General features: G+C 75.9%; 18 protein-coding genes. 9 read left to right on the top strand and 9 right to left on the bottom strand.

Annotated features, from left to right (window positions below):
• Nucleotides 1–65: 65 nt before the first annotated feature.
• The 3 genes from DMP17_RS31195 to DMP17_RS31185 are packed head-to-tail and all read right to left on the bottom strand — an operon-like array spanning nt 66 to nt 2,616.
• Nucleotides 66–1,016, bottom strand: coding sequence for a LysR family transcriptional regulator (locus tag DMP17_RS31195; protein WP_226356920.1), 951 nt, complete (start codon nt 1,014–1,016; stop codon nt 66–68).
• Entirely contained in the window at nt 1,013–1,597 is a 585-nt protein-coding gene (locus DMP17_RS31190; RefSeq protein WP_337831407.1) for a dienelactone hydrolase family protein, read from the bottom strand. Before DMP17_RS31190 ends, DMP17_RS31195 begins: the two co-directional genes overlap by 4 nt.
• Before the next feature lie 11 nt (nt 1,598–1,608).
• Entirely contained in the window at nt 1,609–2,616 is a 1,008-nt protein-coding gene (locus DMP17_RS31185; protein WP_226365287.1) for an AraC family transcriptional regulator, read from the bottom strand.
• 81 nt (nt 2,617–2,697) lie between these two features.
• Here DMP17_RS31185 and DMP17_RS31180 point away from each other — a divergent pair, with 81 nt between their 5' ends.
• Entirely contained in the window at nt 2,698–3,156 is a 459-nt protein-coding gene (locus DMP17_RS31180) for a pyridoxamine 5'-phosphate oxidase family protein (protein WP_226356917.1), read from the top strand.
• A 34-nt stretch (nt 3,157–3,190) separates the two neighbouring features.
• Here the strand turns inward: DMP17_RS31180 and DMP17_RS31175 are convergent, their stop codons facing one another.
• Entirely contained in the window at nt 3,191–3,769 is a 579-nt protein-coding gene (locus DMP17_RS31175; protein WP_226356916.1) for an Rv1733c family protein, read from the bottom strand.
• A 314-nt stretch (nt 3,770–4,083) separates the two neighbouring features.
• Here DMP17_RS31175 and DMP17_RS31170 point away from each other — a divergent pair, with 314 nt between their 5' ends.
• Nucleotides 4,084–4,656, top strand: coding sequence for a L,D-transpeptidase (locus DMP17_RS31170; protein WP_226356915.1), 573 nt, complete (start codon nt 4,084–4,086; stop codon nt 4,654–4,656).
• 90 nt (nt 4,657–4,746) lie between these two features.
• Here the strand turns inward: DMP17_RS31170 and msrA are convergent, their stop codons facing one another.
• Nucleotides 4,747–5,259 carry a peptide-methionine (S)-S-oxide reductase MsrA gene (gene msrA, locus DMP17_RS31165; RefSeq protein ID WP_226356914.1) on the bottom strand — a complete coding sequence of 171 codons (513 nt, stop codon included), beginning with the start codon at nt 5,257–5,259 and terminating at the stop codon, nt 4,747–4,749.
• Nucleotides 5,260–5,385: 126 nt separating this feature from the next.
• Here msrA and DMP17_RS31160 point away from each other — a divergent pair, with 126 nt between their 5' ends.
• Complete coding sequence (locus DMP17_RS31160; protein ID WP_337831406.1) at nt 5,386–6,558, top strand: acyl-CoA dehydrogenase family protein; 1,173 nt, start codon at nt 5,386–5,388, stop codon at nt 6,556–6,558.
• Between the two features lie 82 nt (nt 6,559–6,640).
• The gene (locus DMP17_RS31155) at nt 6,641–9,184 is read left to right on the top strand and encodes an HAD-IC family P-type ATPase (RefSeq protein WP_337831405.1); all 2,544 of its coding nucleotides are present in this window, start codon (nt 6,641–6,643) and stop codon (nt 9,182–9,184) included.
• Here DMP17_RS31155 and DMP17_RS31150 read toward each other — a convergent pair.
• The 3 genes from DMP17_RS31150 to DMP17_RS31140 form a co-directional block, all read right to left on the bottom strand.
• Nucleotides 9,169–10,527, bottom strand: coding sequence for an AI-2E family transporter (locus DMP17_RS31150; protein WP_226356911.1), 1,359 nt, complete (start codon nt 10,525–10,527; stop codon nt 9,169–9,171). The two genes, DMP17_RS31155 and DMP17_RS31150, sit on opposite strands and share 16 nt — an antisense overlap.
• A gap of 101 nt (nt 10,528–10,628) precedes the next feature.
• Nucleotides 10,629–11,291, bottom strand: coding sequence for an SDR family NAD(P)-dependent oxidoreductase (locus tag DMP17_RS31145; protein ID WP_337831404.1), 663 nt, complete (start codon nt 11,289–11,291; stop codon nt 10,629–10,631).
• Nucleotides 11,292–11,346: 55 nt separating this feature from the next.
• Complete coding sequence (locus tag DMP17_RS31140) at nt 11,347–12,327, bottom strand: hypothetical protein (protein ID WP_337831403.1); 981 nt, start codon at nt 12,325–12,327, stop codon at nt 11,347–11,349.
• Between the two features lie 72 nt (nt 12,328–12,399).
• Between DMP17_RS31140 and DMP17_RS31135 the strand changes: the two genes are divergently transcribed.
• From DMP17_RS31135 to DMP17_RS31115, 5 genes are all read left to right on the top strand, one after another.
• Nucleotides 12,400–12,936: a dimethylamine monooxygenase subunit DmmA family protein gene (locus tag DMP17_RS31135; RefSeq protein ID WP_337831402.1), complete on the top strand. Its 537-nt coding sequence runs from the start codon at nt 12,400–12,402 to the stop codon at nt 12,934–12,936.
• Nucleotides 12,933–13,871 (top strand): PDR/VanB family oxidoreductase, encoded by a 939-nt coding sequence (locus DMP17_RS31130; protein WP_337831401.1) that lies wholly within the window; start codon nt 12,933–12,935, stop codon nt 13,869–13,871. Before DMP17_RS31135 ends, DMP17_RS31130 begins: the two co-directional genes overlap by 4 nt.
• Nucleotides 13,868–14,842 carry a heme-dependent oxidative N-demethylase subunit alpha family protein gene (locus DMP17_RS31125; protein ID WP_337831400.1) on the top strand — a complete coding sequence of 325 codons (975 nt, stop codon included), beginning with the start codon at nt 13,868–13,870 and terminating at the stop codon, nt 14,840–14,842. The genes DMP17_RS31130 and DMP17_RS31125 overlap by 4 nt, the downstream gene beginning before the upstream one ends.
• A 155-nt stretch (nt 14,843–14,997) precedes the next feature.
• Nucleotides 14,998–16,740, top strand: coding sequence for a DUF222 domain-containing protein (locus DMP17_RS31120; protein WP_337831399.1), 1,743 nt, complete (start codon nt 14,998–15,000; stop codon nt 16,738–16,740).
• Nucleotides 16,741–16,851: 111 nt separating this feature from the next.
• A complete protein-coding gene (locus DMP17_RS31115; protein ID WP_337831398.1) occupies nt 16,852–18,099 on the top strand; it encodes a hypothetical protein in 1,248 nt (415 codons plus the stop codon).
• A gap of 347 nt (nt 18,100–18,446) precedes the next feature.
• Here the strand turns inward: DMP17_RS31115 and DMP17_RS31110 are convergent, their stop codons facing one another.
• A complete protein-coding gene (locus DMP17_RS31110; protein WP_337831397.1) occupies nt 18,447–19,580 on the bottom strand; it encodes a hypothetical protein in 1,134 nt (377 codons plus the stop codon).
• Between the last annotated feature and the right edge of the window lie 15 nt (nt 19,581–19,595).

The raw sequence follows: 19,595 nt of genomic DNA, 5'->3' as shown, positions 1-19,595 counted from the left end.
CGCGCGCCGTCCCGGAAATAGAACGTTCGCCTGCCGGACCATCGACCGGACGAATAGTCGCAGCTCTACAGGGTGCCCGACAGCTCGACGATGAGCTCGCGGAGCCACCGGTGGGCCGGGTCCGGGTCGAGGTCGGTGTGCCACCAGAGGCGCTCGTGGATCGGTCCGGGATCGCCGGGGCAGGGCAGCACGACCAGCCCGAGACGGTCGGCGACCTGGCGCGCAAGGCGTTCCTGCAGCAGCGCGACGCGGTCGGTCCCGGCGACCAGGTAGGGCACCGACAGGTAGCTCTCCACCCGCACCTTGATGTCGGGTTCGACGCCGAGGCGGGCGAGCTGGCGGGTCATCGGCGCGGCCGCCGACATGCCGCGGTCCGGGGCGAACGGCACCACCCAGGGCATCGCGGCGAGCTCGTCGAGGTCCAGGGTCGGGTCCGGCCCGGCGGCGACCGGGTTGGCGGCGTCGACGACGCAGACCCAGCGGTCGTCGAACAGGGCGGTGGAGCGCAGCTCGGGGCGTTCGAAGCGGGCGGCGGGCGGGGCGATGAGGCCGTCGATGAGCCGGATCGTCTCGCCGATGTCGGCGGAGAACGACTCGCGGACCAGCCGCAGCCGCAGCTCGATGCCGGGGGCGCGCCGGGCCGCCGCCGCGGACAGCGCGGGCCCGAGCACGGCGACGGTGTAGTCGGCGACGAGCAGGGTGAAACCGCGCCGGGCGCTCGACGGGTCGAAGCCGTGGCCGGTGCCGAACAGCCGCTCGGCGGCCGAGCAGACGCCCTCGACCTGTTCGACGAGCTGGGCGGCGAGCGGGGTGAGGACGTAGCCGCCGGGGTGGCGGGACAGCAGGTCGTCGTCGAAGTGGCGGCGCAGCCGGGACAGGGCCGCGCTGGCGGCGGGCTGGGAGATGCCGATGCGGGCGGCGGCGCGGGTGACGTTGCGTTCGCGCAGCAGCTCGCGCAGCGAGACGAGAAGGTTGAGGTCGAGGTTGGCCAGCCGGACCGTGGGCGGGGTCGTCACGACCGGCCGCTCACGGCGGCGACGAAGGCGCGCACCCGGCGCTCCAGCAGCGCCGCGGCGGCCGGGACGTGGTCGGGGGTGCCCGGCTCGGCGAACAGGTGCCCGGCGCCCGGGTACAGGTGCAGCATCGCGCCGGGGACGGCGGCGACGAGCTCGCGCGCGGCGGCGTCGTCGCCGTCGCCGGTGAAGAACGGGTCGGCCGCACAGGCGTGCACCCGCACCGGGACCGTGGCGGGCCAGGCGCCGAACCAGGCCGCCGGGATGCAGGAGTGGCAGAGCACCGCGCCGGCGACACCGGGGCGGGTCTGCGCGATCCGCTGCGCGCCGAGCACCCCGAGTGAGAACCCGACGACGACCAGCGGGTCCGTCCCGGCGGGGACCGCGGCGTCGAAGCCGGCGGCCACGGCCTCGGGCCCGAGCGCGTCCGCGTACGCGACCCCGTCGGCGACCTCGGTGAAGGTGCGGCCGTCGAACAGGTCCGGCACGACGACGGTGTGCCCGTCGGCGGCCAGGGTCCCGGCGAAGCCGGTCACACCCGTGGTGCGGCCGAGGGCGTGGTGCAGGACGGCGACGGTGGTCACGGCGCCGCAGGCTAGCCGCTCACCCCGTCCGGAGCACCCACCCGGTCACCGTGCCGTCCGCGCTGTCCCCCGCCCTGTCCCCCACCCTGCCGCTCGCCCCGGCGGAACGCGCTCGGGGTGACGCCGCGGACCCGGGTGAAGGCCGCGCTGAAGCCGAACGGGTCGGCGTACCCGACCCGGCGCGCGATCCCGGCCAGCGTCGCGCCGGGCTCGGCGAGCAGCAGGTCCGCGGCCAGGGTCATCCGCCAGCCGGTGAGGTACGTCAGCGGCGGCTCGCCCACCCGGTCGGTGAACCGCTTGGCCAGCGTCGCCCGGGACACCCCGGTGGCGGCGGCGAGCCCGGCGACGGTCCAGGCCGCGGCGGGGTCGGCGTGCAGCAGCCGCAGCGCCCGCCCGACCACGGGGTCGTGCTGGGCCGTCCACCAGCGCGGACGGCGTCCGTCCGGCCGGTCGAACCACTCGCGCAGGGTGCAGACCAGCAGCCAGTCCAGGAGCCGGTCGAGCACCACCTGCTGGCCGGGGGCGTCGACGGCGACCTCGGCGGCGACGTGGTCGAGCACCGTGTCCCCGCTGCCCCCGGCACCGACCCGCAGCACCGGCGGGAGCGCGTCGAGCAGCCGGGCACCGACCTCGCCCCCGGCCGGGGAGGCCCCGGTGATCAGGGTGCTCGCGTCGCTGCCCGGCGCCGGCGCCGGGTCGTGCCAGCCAAGCCGGTGGCGGGTGCCGCCCTGCTCGGGCGTCGCGCAGTCCACGCCGCAGACGATCGGCTCGGCCGGGGTGCCGACCTCGTCGACCACGTGGAAACCGGCCGGGCCACGCACGACGGCGGTCTCCCCCGCGGCCAGCCGCACCGGGTCGGCTCCGGGGACGAGGATCCACCCCGCGCCGGTGAGCATCGCGCACAGGGTCAGCGGTGCGCCGTCGACGAAGTACAGCGACCAGGGCGGGGTCAGGGTGGTGCTGCCGAACAGCGAGCCGTGCGACCGCAGCCCGCGGACGAGGTCACCGAAGGGGTCCACCGCACCGAGGTTAGACGACCGGACAGGAGTTCCGGCGTCTCACCCATGTCGTCGTCCGCGCCGCGGTGGTGTCGTGGACCCATGCCCACCACCGACGTCCACACCGACACCCACACAGACGACCGCACCGCACTCACCGACGACGACCGCGTCTTCCTCGCCCGCCCGCTGCACGGCTTCCTGAGCGTCGCGGGCGGCCCGGTGCCGCCGCAGCCCCGCCCGGTCTGGTTCGAGGCGACCGACGACGGCACCGTGCAGCTGTTCACCGGACCGGAGTCGCTGCACATCCGCCGCAGGCGCAAGGACCCGCGGGCCTCGATCGTCGTCGCCGCGCCGGTCGGGGAACGCGAGCGCTGGGTCGCGGTCGAGGGCTTGACGACCGTCGAGACCGACGGGGCGCACGCGCTGGCGCAGCGGCTGGCGCAGCGCTACTGGGACCTGGACGACCCCACGCGCGCCGCGGACCTCGCGGCGATCCTCGCCGAGGACCAGGTGCGGCTGGTGATCCACCCCGAGCGGGTGCGGCGGCTGATGTTCTGACCCCGGTCCGACCCCGCCGCTCCGGGCGCCCGGCTCAGGGGGTGCGGCGGCCCGACCACTCGGGCTCGACGGCCGCCCAGTCCTCTTCCCAGGCACGGGCGAACGCACGCCCGTTCCAGGCGAAGACCAGCCGTCCGGCGACCAGCACCCCGGCGGCCCACACGACCGCGGTGATGAACCCGGCCGCGACGGCGACCGTGACGGCGTCGGCGGGGGTCGACGGCGGCGGCGCCAGCCGTCCGTCGGTGCCGACCCAGGCCGGCACCCGGTCGCCGACGTCGTAGACGCCGGGCAGCGTGCTGCCGCCGGAGTGCGGCTGCCCGTCGGGGCCGGTCCAGCTCAGCGTGAGCGACTGCTGGCCGGTCTGCAGGTCGCCCACCGCACTCGCCCGCGCGGTGACCGTCGCTGCGACCGGCACCCGCTGGTGGGCCTCGACCGCGCCCCGCTCCAGGACCGACCCGTGGGCCGCGGCACCGGCGAGCCACGCCACGACCAGCCCGCAGGCGGCGAGCAGCCCGAGCAGCACCGCGAGCAGGTCCTCGCGACGGGACGCCCGACGGCGGAGCCGGTCAGCGGGTCCCGGCTCGGAGCCCGGCCGGTCGGCTGCGCGCATCGTTCCTCCAGGGGTCGGTCACGACGGGTCGTCCCCAGCACCGCGGGTGAGGGGGCGGTCACCGAGAACTACCCCCGTTATCGCCCCGTGACATCCCCTCGGGACGGAGATCACGCCCTCCGGACGCCGTGCGGTCCCCTCCCGTACCCGGACGGTCGGCCGCGCAACGATCCGCCGCCGGGCCCGCCGCCCACCCGTTCGCCGTGCACCGCTGCCCACTCGCCGCCGCGGGGCCCGCCCGGGCAACCGCGACACCCGGACGGGCGTCTGCCCCGATGTCACCCGGGTGGGTGATCTGTGACGTGGAGGTGGGCATGTCCCGGACCGAGCGGCTCCGTCGCCGTCGTGGCGTTCTGGTGACCGGGCTCGTGCTCGTGGCCGGGGTGGGGCTGGGTGGCACCGCGATCGCCACCGCCGACCCGGAGCAGAGCCGGGTCGCGAAGCAGGCGCACGCCGAGCCGGCCGCCCCCGGAACACCGTGCGCGGCGTCGGTGCGGGCGTGCGTGGACCTCGAGACGCGGCAGGCGTGGCTGGTCCGCGACGGGAAGGTCACCGGCGGACCGTTCCGGGTCACCACCGGGGGCGAGGGGAAGGCCACCCCGGTCGGGCACTCGTTCCGGGTGTACCGCAAGGAGGCCGACCACCGCAGCGGCGAGTTCCCCGGCCCGGACGGCCGCCCGGCGCGGATGCCGTGGTCGGTGTTCTTCGCCGACGGCGGGATCGCCTTCCACGGCGGCGACCTCAGCCGCGAGTCGGCGGGCTGCGTCAAGCTCGGCGCCCGCGACGCGAAGCGGTTCTTCGAGACCCTACAGGTCGGGGACAAGGTGCAGGTCGTGAACGGGTCGGTGGAGCGCAGGCACCGCGCGGAGGCCCGCGGCCGCGTCTGAGCGACGCCGGCCGGCGCCCGCCCCCCACACGGGACCGGCCCGCGACCTGGGGTCGCGGGCCGGTCCGGGTGCGGTGGGAGCGGTGGGTGCTCAGCTGGTGCTGGCCGCCCGCCGCGGCAGCACCCAGTTCGGGCGCGGGAAGTGGCAGGTGTAGCCGTAGGGGAACTTCTGCAGGTAGTCCTGGTGCTCCGGCTCGGCCTCCCAGAAGTCACCGGCCGGCTCGACGTCGGTGCTCGCGCGGCCCGGCCAGAGCCCGGACGCGTCGACGTCGGCGATGGTGTCCAGGGCGACCGCCTTCTGCTCCTCGCTCGTGTAGAAGATCGCGGAGCGGTAGCTGCGGCCGATGTCGTTGCCCTGCCGGTCCTTCGTCGACGGGTCGTGGATCTGGAAGAAGAACTCCAGGATCTCGCGGTAGGAGATCCGCTCCGGGTCGAAGACGATCTCGACGGCCTCGGCGTGGTCGCCGTGGCGCCGGTAGGTCGCGTTCGGGGTGTTCGGGTCGCCGGAGTAGCCGACCCGGGTGGACTCGACGCCCGGGCGCTCGCGGAGCAGCTCCTGGACACCCCAGAAGCACCCACCGGCGAGGATCGCGGTCTCGGTCATCAGGCTTGAACCTCCCTGTATCGGGTCTCGACGGCTACAACGGTGCGGGCACCGCCGATGTTCCGTCGCGCACGACGGGTCTCCCCGGTCTCGCGCCGGCCCCGCCGATGACCGATGCTCACACACATGGGAGCGGGCACGGGTGAACTGACCACCGAGGAACAGGCCGTCGTGGAGACGGTGCGCGACTTCGTCGACCGGGACGTCCGCCCGGTGGTGCGGGAGCTGGAGCACGCGAACACCTATCCCGAGGAGCTCATCGAGCAGATGAAGCAGCTCGGGATCTTCGGGCTCGCCGTCCCCGAGCCGTGGGGCGAGGCCCCGGTGTCGATGCCCTGCTACGCCCTGGTCACCGCCGAGCTGGCCCGTGGCTGGATGAGCCTGGCCGGCGCGATGGGTGGGCACACCGTCGTCGCGAAGCTGCTGGTCGCCTTCGGCACCCGCGAGCAGCAGGACCGGTACCTGCCGCGGATGGCGACCGGTGAGCTGCGCGCGACGATGGCGCTGACCGAGCCCGGCGGCGGCTCGGACCTGCAGGCGATGACGACCCACGCCCGTCGCACCGACGACGGCTGGGTGGTCAACGGGGCCAAGACCTGGATCACCAACTCGCGGCGCTCGGGGCTGATCGCGCTGCTGTGCAAGACCGACCCGGCCGCCGAACCTCGCCACCGCGGCATCTCGGTGCTGCTCGTCGAGCACGGCCCGGGCCTGACCGTGTCCAAGGACCTGCCCAAGCTCGGCTACAAGGGCGTCGAGTCCTGCGAGCTGGTGTTCACCGACATGGCCGTCCCCGCCGACGCGGTGCTCGGCGGGGAGCCCGGACGCGGCTTCGCCCAGATGATGAAGGGCCTGGAGACCGGCCGGATCCAGGTCGCGGCGCGCGCACTCGGCGTCGCCGACGCCGCGCTCGCCGACTCCCTGGCCTACGCCCAGGAACGCGAGTCGTTCGGCAAGCCGATCTGGCAGCACCAGTCGGTCGGCAACCACCTCGCCGACATGGCCACGAAGATCACCGCCGCACGGACCCTGATCCTGCACGCCGCCCGGAGGTACGAGTCCGGACAGCGGTGCGACATGGAGGCGGGCATGGCGAAGCTGTTCGCCTCCGAGACCGCGATGGAGGTCGCCCTGGACGCGGTGCGCATCCACGGCGGCTACGGCTACTCCACCGAGTTCGACGTCGAGCGGTACTTCCGCGACGCCCCGCTGATGATCGTCGGGGAGGGCACCAACGAGATCCAGCGCAACGTGATCGCCGCCCAGCTCGTCAAGCGCGGGGGCCTGGAACGCTGGTGAGCCTTCAGCTCACGCACAGTCGGCACACATCGGGGCCTGCCATGATCGCCACTCGAGGGACCGACGGCGGGGAGGGGACGGCGTGGCGGCCGGGATCGTGGAGGCGGCACCCGACGACGGGCTGAGTGCGGCACAGGTCGCCGCGGCGCGCCGGGCGGGCCGGACGAATGCGCCGGTGACCGCCGGGACGCGCGGCTACGGGCGGATCCTGCGCACCAACGTCTTCTCCTCCTACAACACGATCCTGTTCGCGATCGGCCTGGTCCTGCTGGTGCTGGGCCGCTACGGCGACGCCCTGACCAGCGTCGGTCTCGGCCTGGTCAACGCCGTCGTCGGGGCGGTGCAGGAGATGCGGGCCAAGCGGAAGCTGGACCGGCTGCAGCTGCTCGACGCCGCGGAGGTCACCGTCGTGCGGGACGGGGCCGAGCAGCGGGTGCCCGCCGCCGACGTCGTCGCCGGGGACGTGCTGGTGGTGCGGGCGGGCGAGCAGGTCGTCGTCGACGGGCCGGTACTGACCGGGCGCGCCGAGGCCGACGAGTCGCTGCTCACCGGCGAGTCCGACCCGGTCGTCAAGACCCCCGGCGACCTGCTGCGCTCGGGCAGCCACTGCGTCGCCGGGACCGCCCGCCAGCGCGCGGCCGCCGTCGGTGCCGACAGCTACGCCGGCCGGCTGACGCTGCAGGCCCGCGCGGACACCACCGAGGCGACACCGCTGCAGCGGCGCATCGACTTCGTCGTCCGGCTGACCATGGTGCTGGTCGTGCTGATGAGCGGCGCGATCCTGGCCCAGGCGTTCCTGGAGGGGTTCTCGCTGCTGCCGGTCGTGCAGATCACCGCGGTGCTGTCCGGGCTGGTCCCCTACGGCCTGTTTTTCCTGATCGCCGTCGCCTACACCCGCGGCGCGGCCCGGCTGGCCGGGCGCGGCGCGCTGGTACAGCAGGTCAACGCGGTGGAGGCGGTCACCCACGTCGACGTCGTCTGCACCGACAAGACCGGCACCCTGACCACCGGCGCGCTGCGCCTCGACGGGCTCGACCCGCTCGACGGCACCGACCCGGGGCCGGTGCTCGCGCGGTTCGCGGCGACGGTGGCCGACCCGAACCTCACCTCCGCCGCGCTCGCCGCGGCACTGCCCGGCACGCCGTGGGAGCTGCGCGACGAGGTCGCGTTCACCTCGTCGCTGCGCTGGTCCGGGCAGGTCACCACCGGCGGGGAGGCGTTCGTGCTCGGCGCCCCGGACGCGCTCGCGCCGCACCTGGGCGACCCCGACGCCGTCGCCGACCGGGTGGAGGCCCGTGCCACCGCCGGGCTGCGGGTGCTGCTGCTGGCCCGGGCCGCGCGGGCGGGCGCCGGGCTGCGCGACGACGACGGCCGTCCCACCCTGCCCGCCCTGGAGCCGGTGGCGCTGGTGGTGCTGTCCGACGAGCTGCGTCCCGGCGTCGCCGACGCCCTGGAGCGGTTCGCCGCGGACGGGGTCGCGGTGAAGGTGCTCTCGGGCGACGACCCGCGCACCGTCGCCGCGCTCGCCGCGAAGGCCGGACTCGACGTGGGTGAGGCGGTCGCCGGGTCCGAGATCGAGGAGCTCGACGACTCCGCCGGGGACCGGGCCGCGCTCGACGCGCTCGTCGCCCGGACCACGGTGTTCGGGCGGGTCACCCCGGAGCAGAAGGAGCGGGTCGTCGCGAGCCTGCGCCGGGGCGGTGCGCACGTCGCGATGCTCGGCGACGGTGTGAACGACGCCCGTGCCCTCAAGCGGGCCCACGTCGGCGTCGCGATGCGCAGCGGCTCGGCGGTGACCCGCGACGTCGCGGACATCGTGCTCGTCGACGACTCGTTCGCCGCGCTGCTGCCGGCGCGCACCGAGGGCCGCCGGATCATCGACGGCATCGCGGTGTCGATGTACGTGTTCCTCACCCGGGTCGCCACCCAGGGCCTGGTGATCATGGCCGTGACCATGCTCGGGCTCGGGTTCCCCTACTCCCCCACCCAGGTCGGGCTGACGCTGCTGACCGTCGGCGTGCCCACGCTGTTCCTGACGCTGTGGGCGACGCCGTCCGAGCCGGACCCGGACCTGCTGGGCAACCTCGCCCGCTTCGTGGTGCCGGCGTCGGTGGTGACCGCGGGCGCGGGGACGGTCGTCTACACGGTGCTCTACCAGGGCATCCTGCAGGGCTTCACCAGCGGGCGGACCCCGGCGCAGGTGATCGACCAGTTCCAGAGCTACACCGGGCTGACCTACGGCACCGACGCCGACTTCGCCGGTGCGGCCGCGACGCTCGGCGCGCAGACCGGGCTGTCGACGTTCGTGGGGCTGGCGTCGTTCGTGCTGATCCTGTTCCTGCTGCCGCCGCACCGGTTCCTCGCGGCGTGGACGGCGCCGGTGTCCGACCGTCGCCCGGCCTGGCTGGTGCTGGGCCTGATCGTGGTGTTCGCGGGCGTGGTCGGGACCCCGACGCTGTCGTCGTACTTCGGGCTCACCGGCGCGGCGCGGCCGGTGTTCCTGGTGGTGCTGCCGGTCCTGGTCTGCTGGTTCGCCCTGATGTGGGTGGTGCTGCGGTTCCGGTTGATGGACCGGATGCTGGGGACCGACCGGCTGCCCGGGCGGGTCGGTCAGCCGCCGTCCTGACGGGCGGAGTCCGGCGGGGCGGGCACGGCGGTCTTGTTCTCGTTCCCGGTGGCTGTGTCGGTCTCGGTCTCGGTCTTCGTGCCGGTGTCGGTGCCGGTGCCGGTTGCGGCGGAGGCCGGGGCCGCGCCGTCGGCGGCGGTGACCGGGGTGCCCGCGGCGACGTCGTCGACACCGGAGAACCGGCGGTCCCGCAGGTCGATCTGCTCGCCGAGGTAGCGCAGCAGCACCGCGACGACGGCCGCGATCGGCACCGCCAGAAACGCACCGGCGATCCCGGCCAGCGACCCGCCCGCCGTCACCGCCAGCAGCACGACGGCGCCGTGCAGCTTGAGGCTCTGACCCTGCAGGAAGGGCTGCAGCACGTTGCCCTCGATCTGCTGCACCGCCACGACCAGCACCGCCACCGCGACCGCGGTGCCGAAGCCCTGCGTGACCAGCGCGATGAGCACCGCCAGCGAGCCCGCGACGACCGCACCGACGATCGGGATGAACCCGCCGACGAAGGTCAGCACGGCGAGCGGCAGCGCCAGCGGGATGCCCAGCAGCACCAGGCCGATGCCGATGAACACGGCGTCGATGAGGCTCACCAGGGCCTGGACGCGGATGAAGCCGCCGAGGACGTCCCACATCCGGCGCAGCACCTCGGCGATGTGCCCGCCCGCGCTGCGCCCGGTGATCGAGGTCAGCCACGGCAGGAACCGGGGCCCGTCCTTGACGAAGAAGAACGTCAGCACCAGCGCCAGCACCAGCGAGATCAGCCCGGACGCCAGGGTGGACACCCCGGTCAGGACGCCGCCGGCGATCGCGGTCGCGCTCTGCTGCAGCTGCTGGGTGACCTGGTTGACGATGTCACCGATCTGGCCGTCGCCGAGGTTCAGCGGCGGCCCGGACACCCACTGCTGGATCTGCCCAAGCGCCGCGATCACCCCGGAGGTGATCTGCTGGGTCTGCCCGGCGATCGACGGCGCGATGCTCACGAACAGCCCGGTCACCGCGGCGATGCCGACGAGCAGCACGATCGCCGAGGCCGCCGCGGCCGGCACCCGCCACCGGATGAGCAGTGCCGCGGGCGGGCGCAGGACGGTGGCCAGCAGGATCGCGAGCACGACGGGCCAGGCGACGACCCACAGCATGCCGATGACGTAGCCGAGGATCACCAGCCCGACGGCGATCAGCGCGACCCGCAGGCTCCACGCCGCCAGCCAGGTGAGCCCGTTGCCGATGACGGTGCCGCGGCTCGCGGCCGGGGCCGTCGGCGACGGGCTCAGCAGCCCGCCCCCCGCCGGGTCCCGCCGCGCCCCACGGTTCCCGGCACGCGCGGTCGGTTGCGACCCCGAATCCATGACCCACTCCGTTCGTACCGGTTGATCTGCGGCGGGAACCCTAGCGGCGCAGGAGCCCCGGTGCCCGCCGCAACGACTACGCCACACCCCCGGGAGGGCGCTCAGAGGTCGTCGGCGAGATGGCGGAACCCGGCGGGCCGGTCGCGGTGCAGGGTCCACAGGGTCCCGGCGAGCACGGCGGGGTCCTTGCGGGGGTGCCCGGGCTCGATCGCGCCGGGGACGATCAGCTGGGCGACGTGCACGCCGTCGCCGGCCAGCTCGTCGTGCAGCATCGCCGCGAACGCGCCGAGCCCGGCGAAGGCGATGGAGGTGCCCGCCACCCGCGACGACGGCCGGGCCCCGCTGCCGCCGTTGACGAACAGCACCGTGCCGCGGCCCAGCGCGCGCATCCCGGGCAGCACCTGGTGCACGGCCGCGACCGGGCCGTACACCGACATCTCGACCGGCCCGACGAGGTCGGCCGGTGTGGTCTCGAGCAGCGGCCGCAGGAAGTCCTTCTGCGGTGCGGGGCTGTACTGCAGCACCTCGACCGGCCCGACGGTCTCCGCGACCCGCTCCAGCGTCGCGGCGAGGGCGGCGGGGTCGCGGGCGTCGGCGGTGAAGGGGTGCGCGGCGACGCCGTCGGCGGCCAGCTCGGCGGCCAGCGTCTCGGCGCGGTCGCGGCGCCGTCCGATCAGGGCGACGTCGAACCCCTCGCGCCCGAAGCGCCGGGCCGTCGCCGCGCCGAGCCCCGGTCCGGCACCGACGATCGCGATGGTGGTCATGGCGTGATCATGCGGGTCGTGGCGCGGACGCGCACGGTCCGCGGTGCCCGCGGGGTCAGCCGCCCGAGAGCAGGGTGAGCCGGTCCGCGACGGCACCCAGCTGGGTGCTCATCCCGTTGAGCTCCTGGGCGGCGTCGCCGAGCAGCCCGGGGTCGCCGAGGGAGGCGCCCGCGATGCAGTGCCGGGCGGCGTCGGCGCCCGCGGCGAGCCCGTCACGCCAGTACACCTGGGCGACGGCGTCCGGGATCGCCGGGTACGCCTGCGCGGAGGCGACCTCGTCGCGCAGGTCGCGGCAGGCCTCGACCAGCGCGACGGTCCCGCCGCCGGACCCGGCGCGCGCGATGTCGCGCAGGGCCTCGGTGATCGCGGTGACGTGCACCTGGCCGCCGGCGGCGCGCCAGTCGCCGACCGCGGCCGTCGCGGTGGCGGCGTCGTCGATCCCACGGCCCGCCGCACCCGCGGCGCCGACGACCACCGCGAACACGACGAGCATCCCGGCGATCCCGGCGGCCAGGCCCGCACCGACCGCGAGCGGACGACGGCGGCGCGGCAGCAGCGTGGTCGGGAAGCCGGGCAGCCTTCCGTCGGCGCCGGGTCCAGCGGCGGGCTCGACGACGACCGGGGCCGGGGTGAACCAGGGCCGCTCCGGTGCCGGGGCGGGCGGCGCGGGGTGCGCCCCGTCACGGGGTGCGGGGACGGCCGCCCACCAGGGCGCGGTGCCGTGCTGCGGCGCGGCGCCGTGCTGCTGCGCAGTGGTCCGCGGCGCCGGGCGGGGCTGCGGGACGGCGATCCGGTGGGCGGACACCTCCCGCTGCGGTGCGGCGGCGCGGTGGCCGTCGACGTCCGGCCGGGTCACGGCCTCGGCCCGCGGGGCGCCCCGCTGCGCCGGAACGGCGATCGTGGGCGGGGTCTCACGCAGGGCGTGCCGCGGGCGGTACGACGTGCCGTCCATGACGTCCCCCTCTCCGGCGTGCGGGCGCTTCACGCAGTTCATCGCGCCGGCGCCGAGATCGTCACCGACTCCCGACAGTTTCACCAGAAATGGCGACCCGCGCACTCGCTGGGCGCCATCCGCCGTTCACGCGACGCTCGTAGCATCGCACCCGTCATGGCCGAGCCCGTCCGCCCGCTGCGCACCGGCGCGGCCGCCCCGTCCGCGCACGTCGCACCGGGCCGGACCACGGTGCCGCGCTACGCCGGCCCTGCCGGCCGCGGCGACGCGCCGCACCTGGTCGTCGTCGCCGGGTCCGCGCCGGATCCCGGCCTCGGACCCGACGACCGCCTGGTCCGGCTGCCCACCGGCGGGGACACGGAGAGCCTGCTGGACCGGGAGCTCGCGACGCCGGTCACCGGCACCCGGATCCTGGTCACCGGCCCCGAGAGCGTCGTGCAGGCCGTGCGCGCCGCGGCGCTGCACCGGGGCGCCCTCGACGAGGAGCTCGTCCTGGTCCCGACCGACGTCGCCGACCCCACCCGGGACCGGACGGTGCACTGCGGACACTGCCACCACCGCGTCGTCGTGCACGCCGACGTCGGGGACGCCGTGGCCTGCCCCGGCTGCCGGCTCGTGCTGCACGTCGCCGCGCACCACTCGCGCCGGCTCGCGGCGTTCCTCGGCGCGCCCACCGCGCAGCGGGCGCCGTGACCCGGCCCGTCGTGCACCTGCGGGTCGCCGCGGTCACCGACGCCGCGCCCGGAGTCCGTTCCCTGGAGCTCGCCGCCGCACCGGGGACCGGGCCGCTGCCCGCGGCCCCGCCCGGCGGCCACATCGGCGTCGAGTGGGCGCCCGGCCGCTGGAACTCCTACTCGCTGACCGCGCCGTCCCCCGCACCCGACCGCTGGCACGTCTCGGTCGCGCGACGCCCGGGCTCCCGCGGCGGCTCGGTGTGGGCGCACGGTCTCACCCCGGGCGACGCGGTCGTGGCGACGACGCCGCGCAGCTCGTTCCCGCCGGTCGACACCGCACGCCACCACCTGCTCGTCGCGGGCGGGATCGGGGTGACCGCGGTCCTGTCCCACGCCCGCTGGCACGCGTTCTGGGGGAACCCGTTCGCGGTGCTCACCGTCCAACGAACCGGTCCCGGCCCGCACCGCGACGAGCTGCGCGCGCTCTGCGGGGACCGGCTCGTCGAGGCCACGGGCCGCGTCGAGGCCCACGCCGCGCTGGAGCGGCTGCTGACCACGGCGCCGTTCGGCAGCCACGTCCACACCTGCGGCCCGCCCGGTCTGATCGCCGCGGCCGCGCGGACCGCCCGCGCCGCGCACTGGGTCGACGCCCGCATCCACGCCGAGGCGTTCGTCCCCGAACCCGAGCCCGGTACCCCGTTCCGTGCGGTGCTGCGCCGCAGCGGTCGCACGGTCGAGGTCGGTGCCCGCGAGACCCTGCTCGACGCCGTGCACCGCGCCGGGGTCGCCGCGCCCGCGATGTGCCGGCGCGGGGTCTGCGGGGAGTGCGTGACACCCGTCGTCGACGGCCGGGTGGAGCACCGCGACACGGTCCTGACCGCCGACGAGCGCGCCGACCGGATGGCGCTCTGCGTGTCCCGCGCCGCCGGGACGACACTGGAGCTGGACCTGTGACCGGCGTCGAGGACTACCCGTTCCCGCTGCCGCACCCGACCTACCGGATCAGCGCGAACGTCGAACCGGCCGGGGTCGAGCGCCGCACCGAGGCCGGACGCTGGGGCGCGCGGATCGTGCACGACGGCCCGGACCGTCCCGCCGTCGCCGCCGAACGTGCGTCGACCCTGGACCGCGAACCCGCCCGGTTCGTCGCCGCACCGCACGCCCGCGCGTCCTGCTGGGACGCCTGCCTGTACCTGCTCGGGCGCCTCGCCGCCGAGCAGCCCGGCACCTGCACCCTGACCCGCACCCCCGGCCGGCCCGGCAGCACGGACGGGTGGCGGTTCCGTGACGCGGCCACCGGCACCGACCACGAGTTCGTGTTCGGCGACGACGCCACCCTGCCCGAGCACCCATTGCGCTGGGTGTCCCGGCTCGTCGCGGAGGACGTGGTGGTGCTCGGCGCCCGCGACGACGCGCTGTGGCTCGACGCCGGTGCCGTCGCGTTCGCCTCGGTCTGGTCGCTCGGGTTCGACGCCGGCATGAGCTTCCGGGAGCTGCACGGCCCGGTCCCCGGCAACGGTCCGGGCGGGGTGTTCGAGCGCGCCGAACGCTTCCTGCTGCGGCTGCATCCCGGCGAGGCCTACCGCCGTCTGAACTGGGGGCTGCAGCCCGACGACCGCCGCGACCTGTCCCTCGACGCCGCCCCGCTGTGGCAGCCCGCCCGGACCCGGCTCGACCTCTCCGACCCCGGCCGGCAGATCCACCTGCGCACCGAGGTGCAGCACCTGGTGCGGCTGCCGCTGACCGGCGCGGTGCTGTTCCTGATCGGGATCCGCCTGCTGCCGCTGGACGAGGTCGCGCGGGTCCCGGCCTGGCGCGAGCGCCTCGTGTCGGTCCTGGAGACGCTGCCGCCGGAGGTCGCGGAGTACAAGGAGCTGGAGCCGCTGGCCTCGATCGCCGCGGGGTGGCTGCGCGCCGGGTCCTGACCGGCACCGGCGGTGGCGTCCCTACCGGTGCGCGGGGCGTCCGTGCGCGTTCCGCGGAACGCGCCCCAGAGCCCCGTCTCCCCTACGGCTCGCCCCCAACTGTCGGACCCCTCGGCCACACTCATGCGAACACACGTTCGATACAGGAGGCCGCAGTGGATCCGTCCGTCGACCCGACCACCCCCGCAGCGGAGCCCGGCCCACCGCTCAGTCTGCACGCCCTCGAGTCGGAGCTGCTCGGTCTCGCCGGCCACATCGCCGCCGCCGAGTGCCGGTTCCTGCGCCTGCTCGCCGAGTTCGACGACCGCGGCGGCTGGTGCGGCGTCGGCGTCCGGTCCTGCGCCCACTGGCTGACCTGGCGCGCGGGGATGAGCCTGCGCACCGCCACCGAGCACCTGCGCGTCGCGCACGCGCTGACCCGGCTGCCCCGGATCACCGAGGCGTTCGCGGCCGGCCGGATCTCCTACTCCAAGGTCCGCGCGATCACCCGCCTCGCCGGCGCCGAGGACTCCGTCCTGGCCCGCATCACCGCCACCCACACGTCACCGGCCGCCGCCCCGTCCCGGACCGCCGCATCCACCCGTTCCGACGCGGACCCCGGCACCGACCCTCCGGCCGACGACCGCACTGCCGACATCACCCCCGACACCAGCACCGCCCCGGGGACCGAGGCCGGAGCGGGCGCCCCCGCGGGAACCGGATCGCACAGGGCCCCCGAACCCGCGACGCGTGCTGCACCCACCGGCGGCCCCGACCCGGCCGGGCTCGGCACCGACGGCACCCCACCCGCGCCCGCGCGACCGACCGACGGCCCGACCGACGCGACCCACCCCGCTGCGGACACCGCGTCGCCGGCATCCGCACCCCCGTCCGCGGAGCAGGTCCTGCTCGACCTGGCCCTGACCGGCACCGCGAGCCACGTCGAGACCGTGGTCCGCGCGGCCCGCCGCCGCGTCGCACCGCCCGCGCACACCGCGGCCCTGCGTGGTGTGAGCTGGTACCACGACACGGACGGCTCGTTCGTCCTGCGCGCCCGCCTCACTCCCGACGACGGCGCGGCCCTGGTCGCCGCGATCGAGGCACATGTCGTCGCCGTGGCTCCCTCGACCGCGGCGCCGTCCCCCGAACCCGACCCGCGGGTCGGTCCCCACGAGCGGGCCCGCGAGGCCGCCGAGCACGCCCCGGGCGCCGTCGTCGACACCCTGGCCGCCCGCCGCGCCGATGCACTACTGCACCTCGCCACGCGCGACGGCGACGACACCGGCGGACCGGTCGTGTCCCGTCCCGACACCCGGGTCACGGTCGTCGTCGACGCCGCCACCGGCACCGCCCGCCTCGACGGCGGCCCCGAGATCCCCGCGCCGACGGCCGAGCGGCTCGCCTGCGACGCGCGGGCCCGTGTCCTGCTCACCGACCGCCACGCGAACCACCTCTACCTGGGCCGCTCCCGTCGGCTCGCCGGACCCGGACAGATCGCCGCGCTCAGCGCCGCAGGCGTCGCCGAGGGCCGGCCCGGGTGCCGCTTCCCCGGCTGCGCACACACCCGGCACCTGCATGCACACCACGTCCGCCACTGGTTGCACGGAGGCCCCACCGACGTCGACAACCTCGTGCTGTTGTGCAGCTTCCACCACCGGCTCGTGCACGACCACGGCTACGCGATCCTCCGGCCGCCCGGGGAGACCTGGACCTTCCACCGCCCCGACGGCACCGTCGTCCGTCCCACCGGAGCTCCGCTCGACGGCTGCGCCGACACCCTCCTGGAGATCAACACCCGGGCCCGGCTCCGCATCGACCGCGACACCCTGACCCCCGACTGGTACGGCGACCGCCTCGATCCCGGCCCCATCCTAAACGCGCTCCTGCCTCCCGTCACCGCTCCGGCGGCCGCGGCCTGACACCACGAGCAGGTGCCGCCGCCCGCGTTCCGCGGAACGCGACGGCATCGCGCTGCACCGCCCGACCACCCACCGCCCGATCGCGACCGACAGGTACTAGCCTCGCGCGCCGTGACCGACGCGACCCGCACCACCGTGCTCGACCTCGTCGCCGACCCCGGGCTGCCGACCGAGCTCGCCCACCGGCTCGTCCGCGACCTGCCCGCCGCGCTCGGGGAGCACGACGACGCCCGCTGGGAGGTCCGCCTCGCCGACGAGCCGATCGTCCTGGACGAGCGCGGCGCGCTGCCCGCTCTCGACATCGGCGACCGGGTGCGCGAGCGGGACGGCGCCGACGCCGTCGTGCTGCTCACCGACCTGCCGCGCCGCTCCGGGGCGGATCCGGTCGTCGCCGACGGCGGGACCGGGCACCGGGTGGGCCTGGTGTCGCTGCCCGCGCTGGGCGCGATCAACCAGTACCGGCGGTGCCGCGACACGGTGGTCCGTCTCGTGACCGGGCACCTGGTGCCCCCGGACCGCGCGGGCGCCGGGGAGAGCGGAGCGCCGGACGGCGGTCATGCGGGACCGCTGACCCGGATCGACTCGGGGCCCCGGGCCGGGACCGACGGCGACCACCACGACCAGGACCGCGATCAGGACCGCGACCGGGATCGGGATCGGGCGGACAGCGACCCCGCCCGGCGCGGGCCCGCGGACGACTCCGATGCCGGCAGCGGCGGGGTGGAGGACGACGTCGACGTCCGTCTCGCCCTCACCGGGCTCCGTGGGCGGGTCCGGCTGCTGGCCGGGATGGTCCGCGCGAACCGTCCGTGGCGGCTGGTGCCGAGCCTGTCCCCCGCCATCGCCGCGGCAGCCGCCGGTGCCGCGTTCGGGATCTTCTACTCCAACATCTGGGAGCTGGCGACCGCTCTGGGGACCGCCCGGCAGGTGACGGTCATGCTGATCGCCCTGGTCGGGATGACCGCGTGGCTGATCCTCGACAACCGGCTGTGGGAGTCGCGGCGGCACCGCTCGCTGCGCGAGGAGATGCTGCTGTCGAACCTGTCGACGGTGATCACGGTGGCGTGCGGGGTGCTGGCGATGTTCGCGCTGCTGTTCGTCCTGGCGCTGGTGGCGGCGGTCCTCGTCATCCCGCCGGACTATCTCTCCGCGACGCTGATGCGCGAGTCCGGACCGGACGACTGGATCATGATCGCCTGGCTGTCGACGTCCATGGGGACGGTCGCCGGGGCACTCGGTTCCGGGTTCGCCGACGACGGCGCGGTCCGCCAGGCCGCATACAGCCGCCGGGAGCAGGAACGGCGGGCACGGCTGGACCGGGCCGACGACGGTGACCACGGCGGGGGCACCCCGGCCTGACCGACACCGGCCACGCGCCCGCTCCGGCCACGGCCGCGGCTGCGGCTTGCGGTCGCTCCCTGACGACGGCGGACCGGCTGTCGCACCGACTGCACTCCCGGGCAGTGGCGGCGACAGTGCCGATGACGACGGTGTCCGCGCGGCTCCGGCAGCGGTCGTGACGGCCGGACCGGCGGTGCGGCGCGGTGTGTCGCGGTGCGGTGCGGACGGCGACGCCGCCGGCCAGCTTGGCGAGGCCGGCGCGGCGACCGAGGTCGAGCTCAAGGAGCGCAAGCACCGCATCGAGGACGCCGTCCGTCACGCGCGGTGCGGTGCGGTGAACCCGGAACCGGGGTGGATCCGGCGGGTCAGCCCTGGGCGAGAGCGTTCCGCAGAACGCGCAGCGCCGCGGCGTCCCGTGCCTGCCCGTCCGCGGCGGCGTCGAGCCGGGCGACCAGGTCCGCAGACAGGTCGAGCACGATCCGGACCGGCGCCACGTCCGACTCCGCGCTAGGGGTACCGGCGTCGTCGCCCCCGGCGCCGTCGGAACCCACCACAGCGGCAGTGGGTGCCGTCGTCGCCTCACCGTCGGCCCGCGCACCGGCCGACGCGGTGCCGGCGGTCGCGGCCCGCGTGGCCGTGTTCCCGGCGGACGCGGGCCCGGGAGACGTGGACCCGGCGGAGGCGGTCCCGGACGACACCGCCTCGGTGGCGGCCCCGGCGGAGGCGGGCTGAGTCCCGGCGGAGGCGGGCTCGGTGGCGGCGGGCTCGGTGGCGGCGGGCTCGGTGGGCGCGGGCTCGGTGGGCGCGGGCTCGGTGGGCGCGGGCTCGGTGGCGGCGGGCTCGCTGGGCGCGGGCTCGGTGGGCGCGAGCTCGGTGGCAGCGGGCTCGTGCCGCCGGCCGCGCAGGACGAGCGCCAGCACGGGCAGGGCGATGGTGCCGAGCGCGTCGACGATCCCCGCGACACCGAACCAGCGCCAGTACCACTCGCGGTCGCCGACCGCGCCGTCGGTGATCACCGGCAGCGCCAGCATCGTCGCGACGACGGCGATCGCGGCCAGGGTCAGCCCGAGGCCCGCGCGGATCACGGTGCGGCGCCGCTCGGCGAGCAGCAGGAGCAGGTTCGCGTGCGCCAGGCTGATCGCGACGATCGTCGCCACCAGCAGGGTCTTCAGCACCGAGCCGTCGCCGTCGCCCTCGAAGAGCCCGTCGCCGCCCCAGACCAGCCACAGCGCGGCCCCCGCCGCGACGACGCTCGCCGCCAGGCCGGCGAACCCGAGGGCCCGCACGGCGCGGGTGACGACGGCGAGGTGGCAGAGCGCCGAGGTGCCGAACGCGGCGACGATCAGGGTGGTCGCGACGATCCGGGCCTGCAGGTCACCGAAGCCGCCGCCGAGCAGGGCGACGATCCCGCAGAGCGAGGCGACGAGCAGCGAGGCGACCACCGCGACGATCATCGCGCGGCGGGCCCCGCGGACCGGGGAGGCAGCTGGTGCGGTCATGCCGGCGAGGCTAGG

Source organism: Pseudonocardia sp. TMWB2A (assembly GCF_017312135.1).
This window is presented reverse-complemented; position numbering and strand designations above follow the sequence as displayed.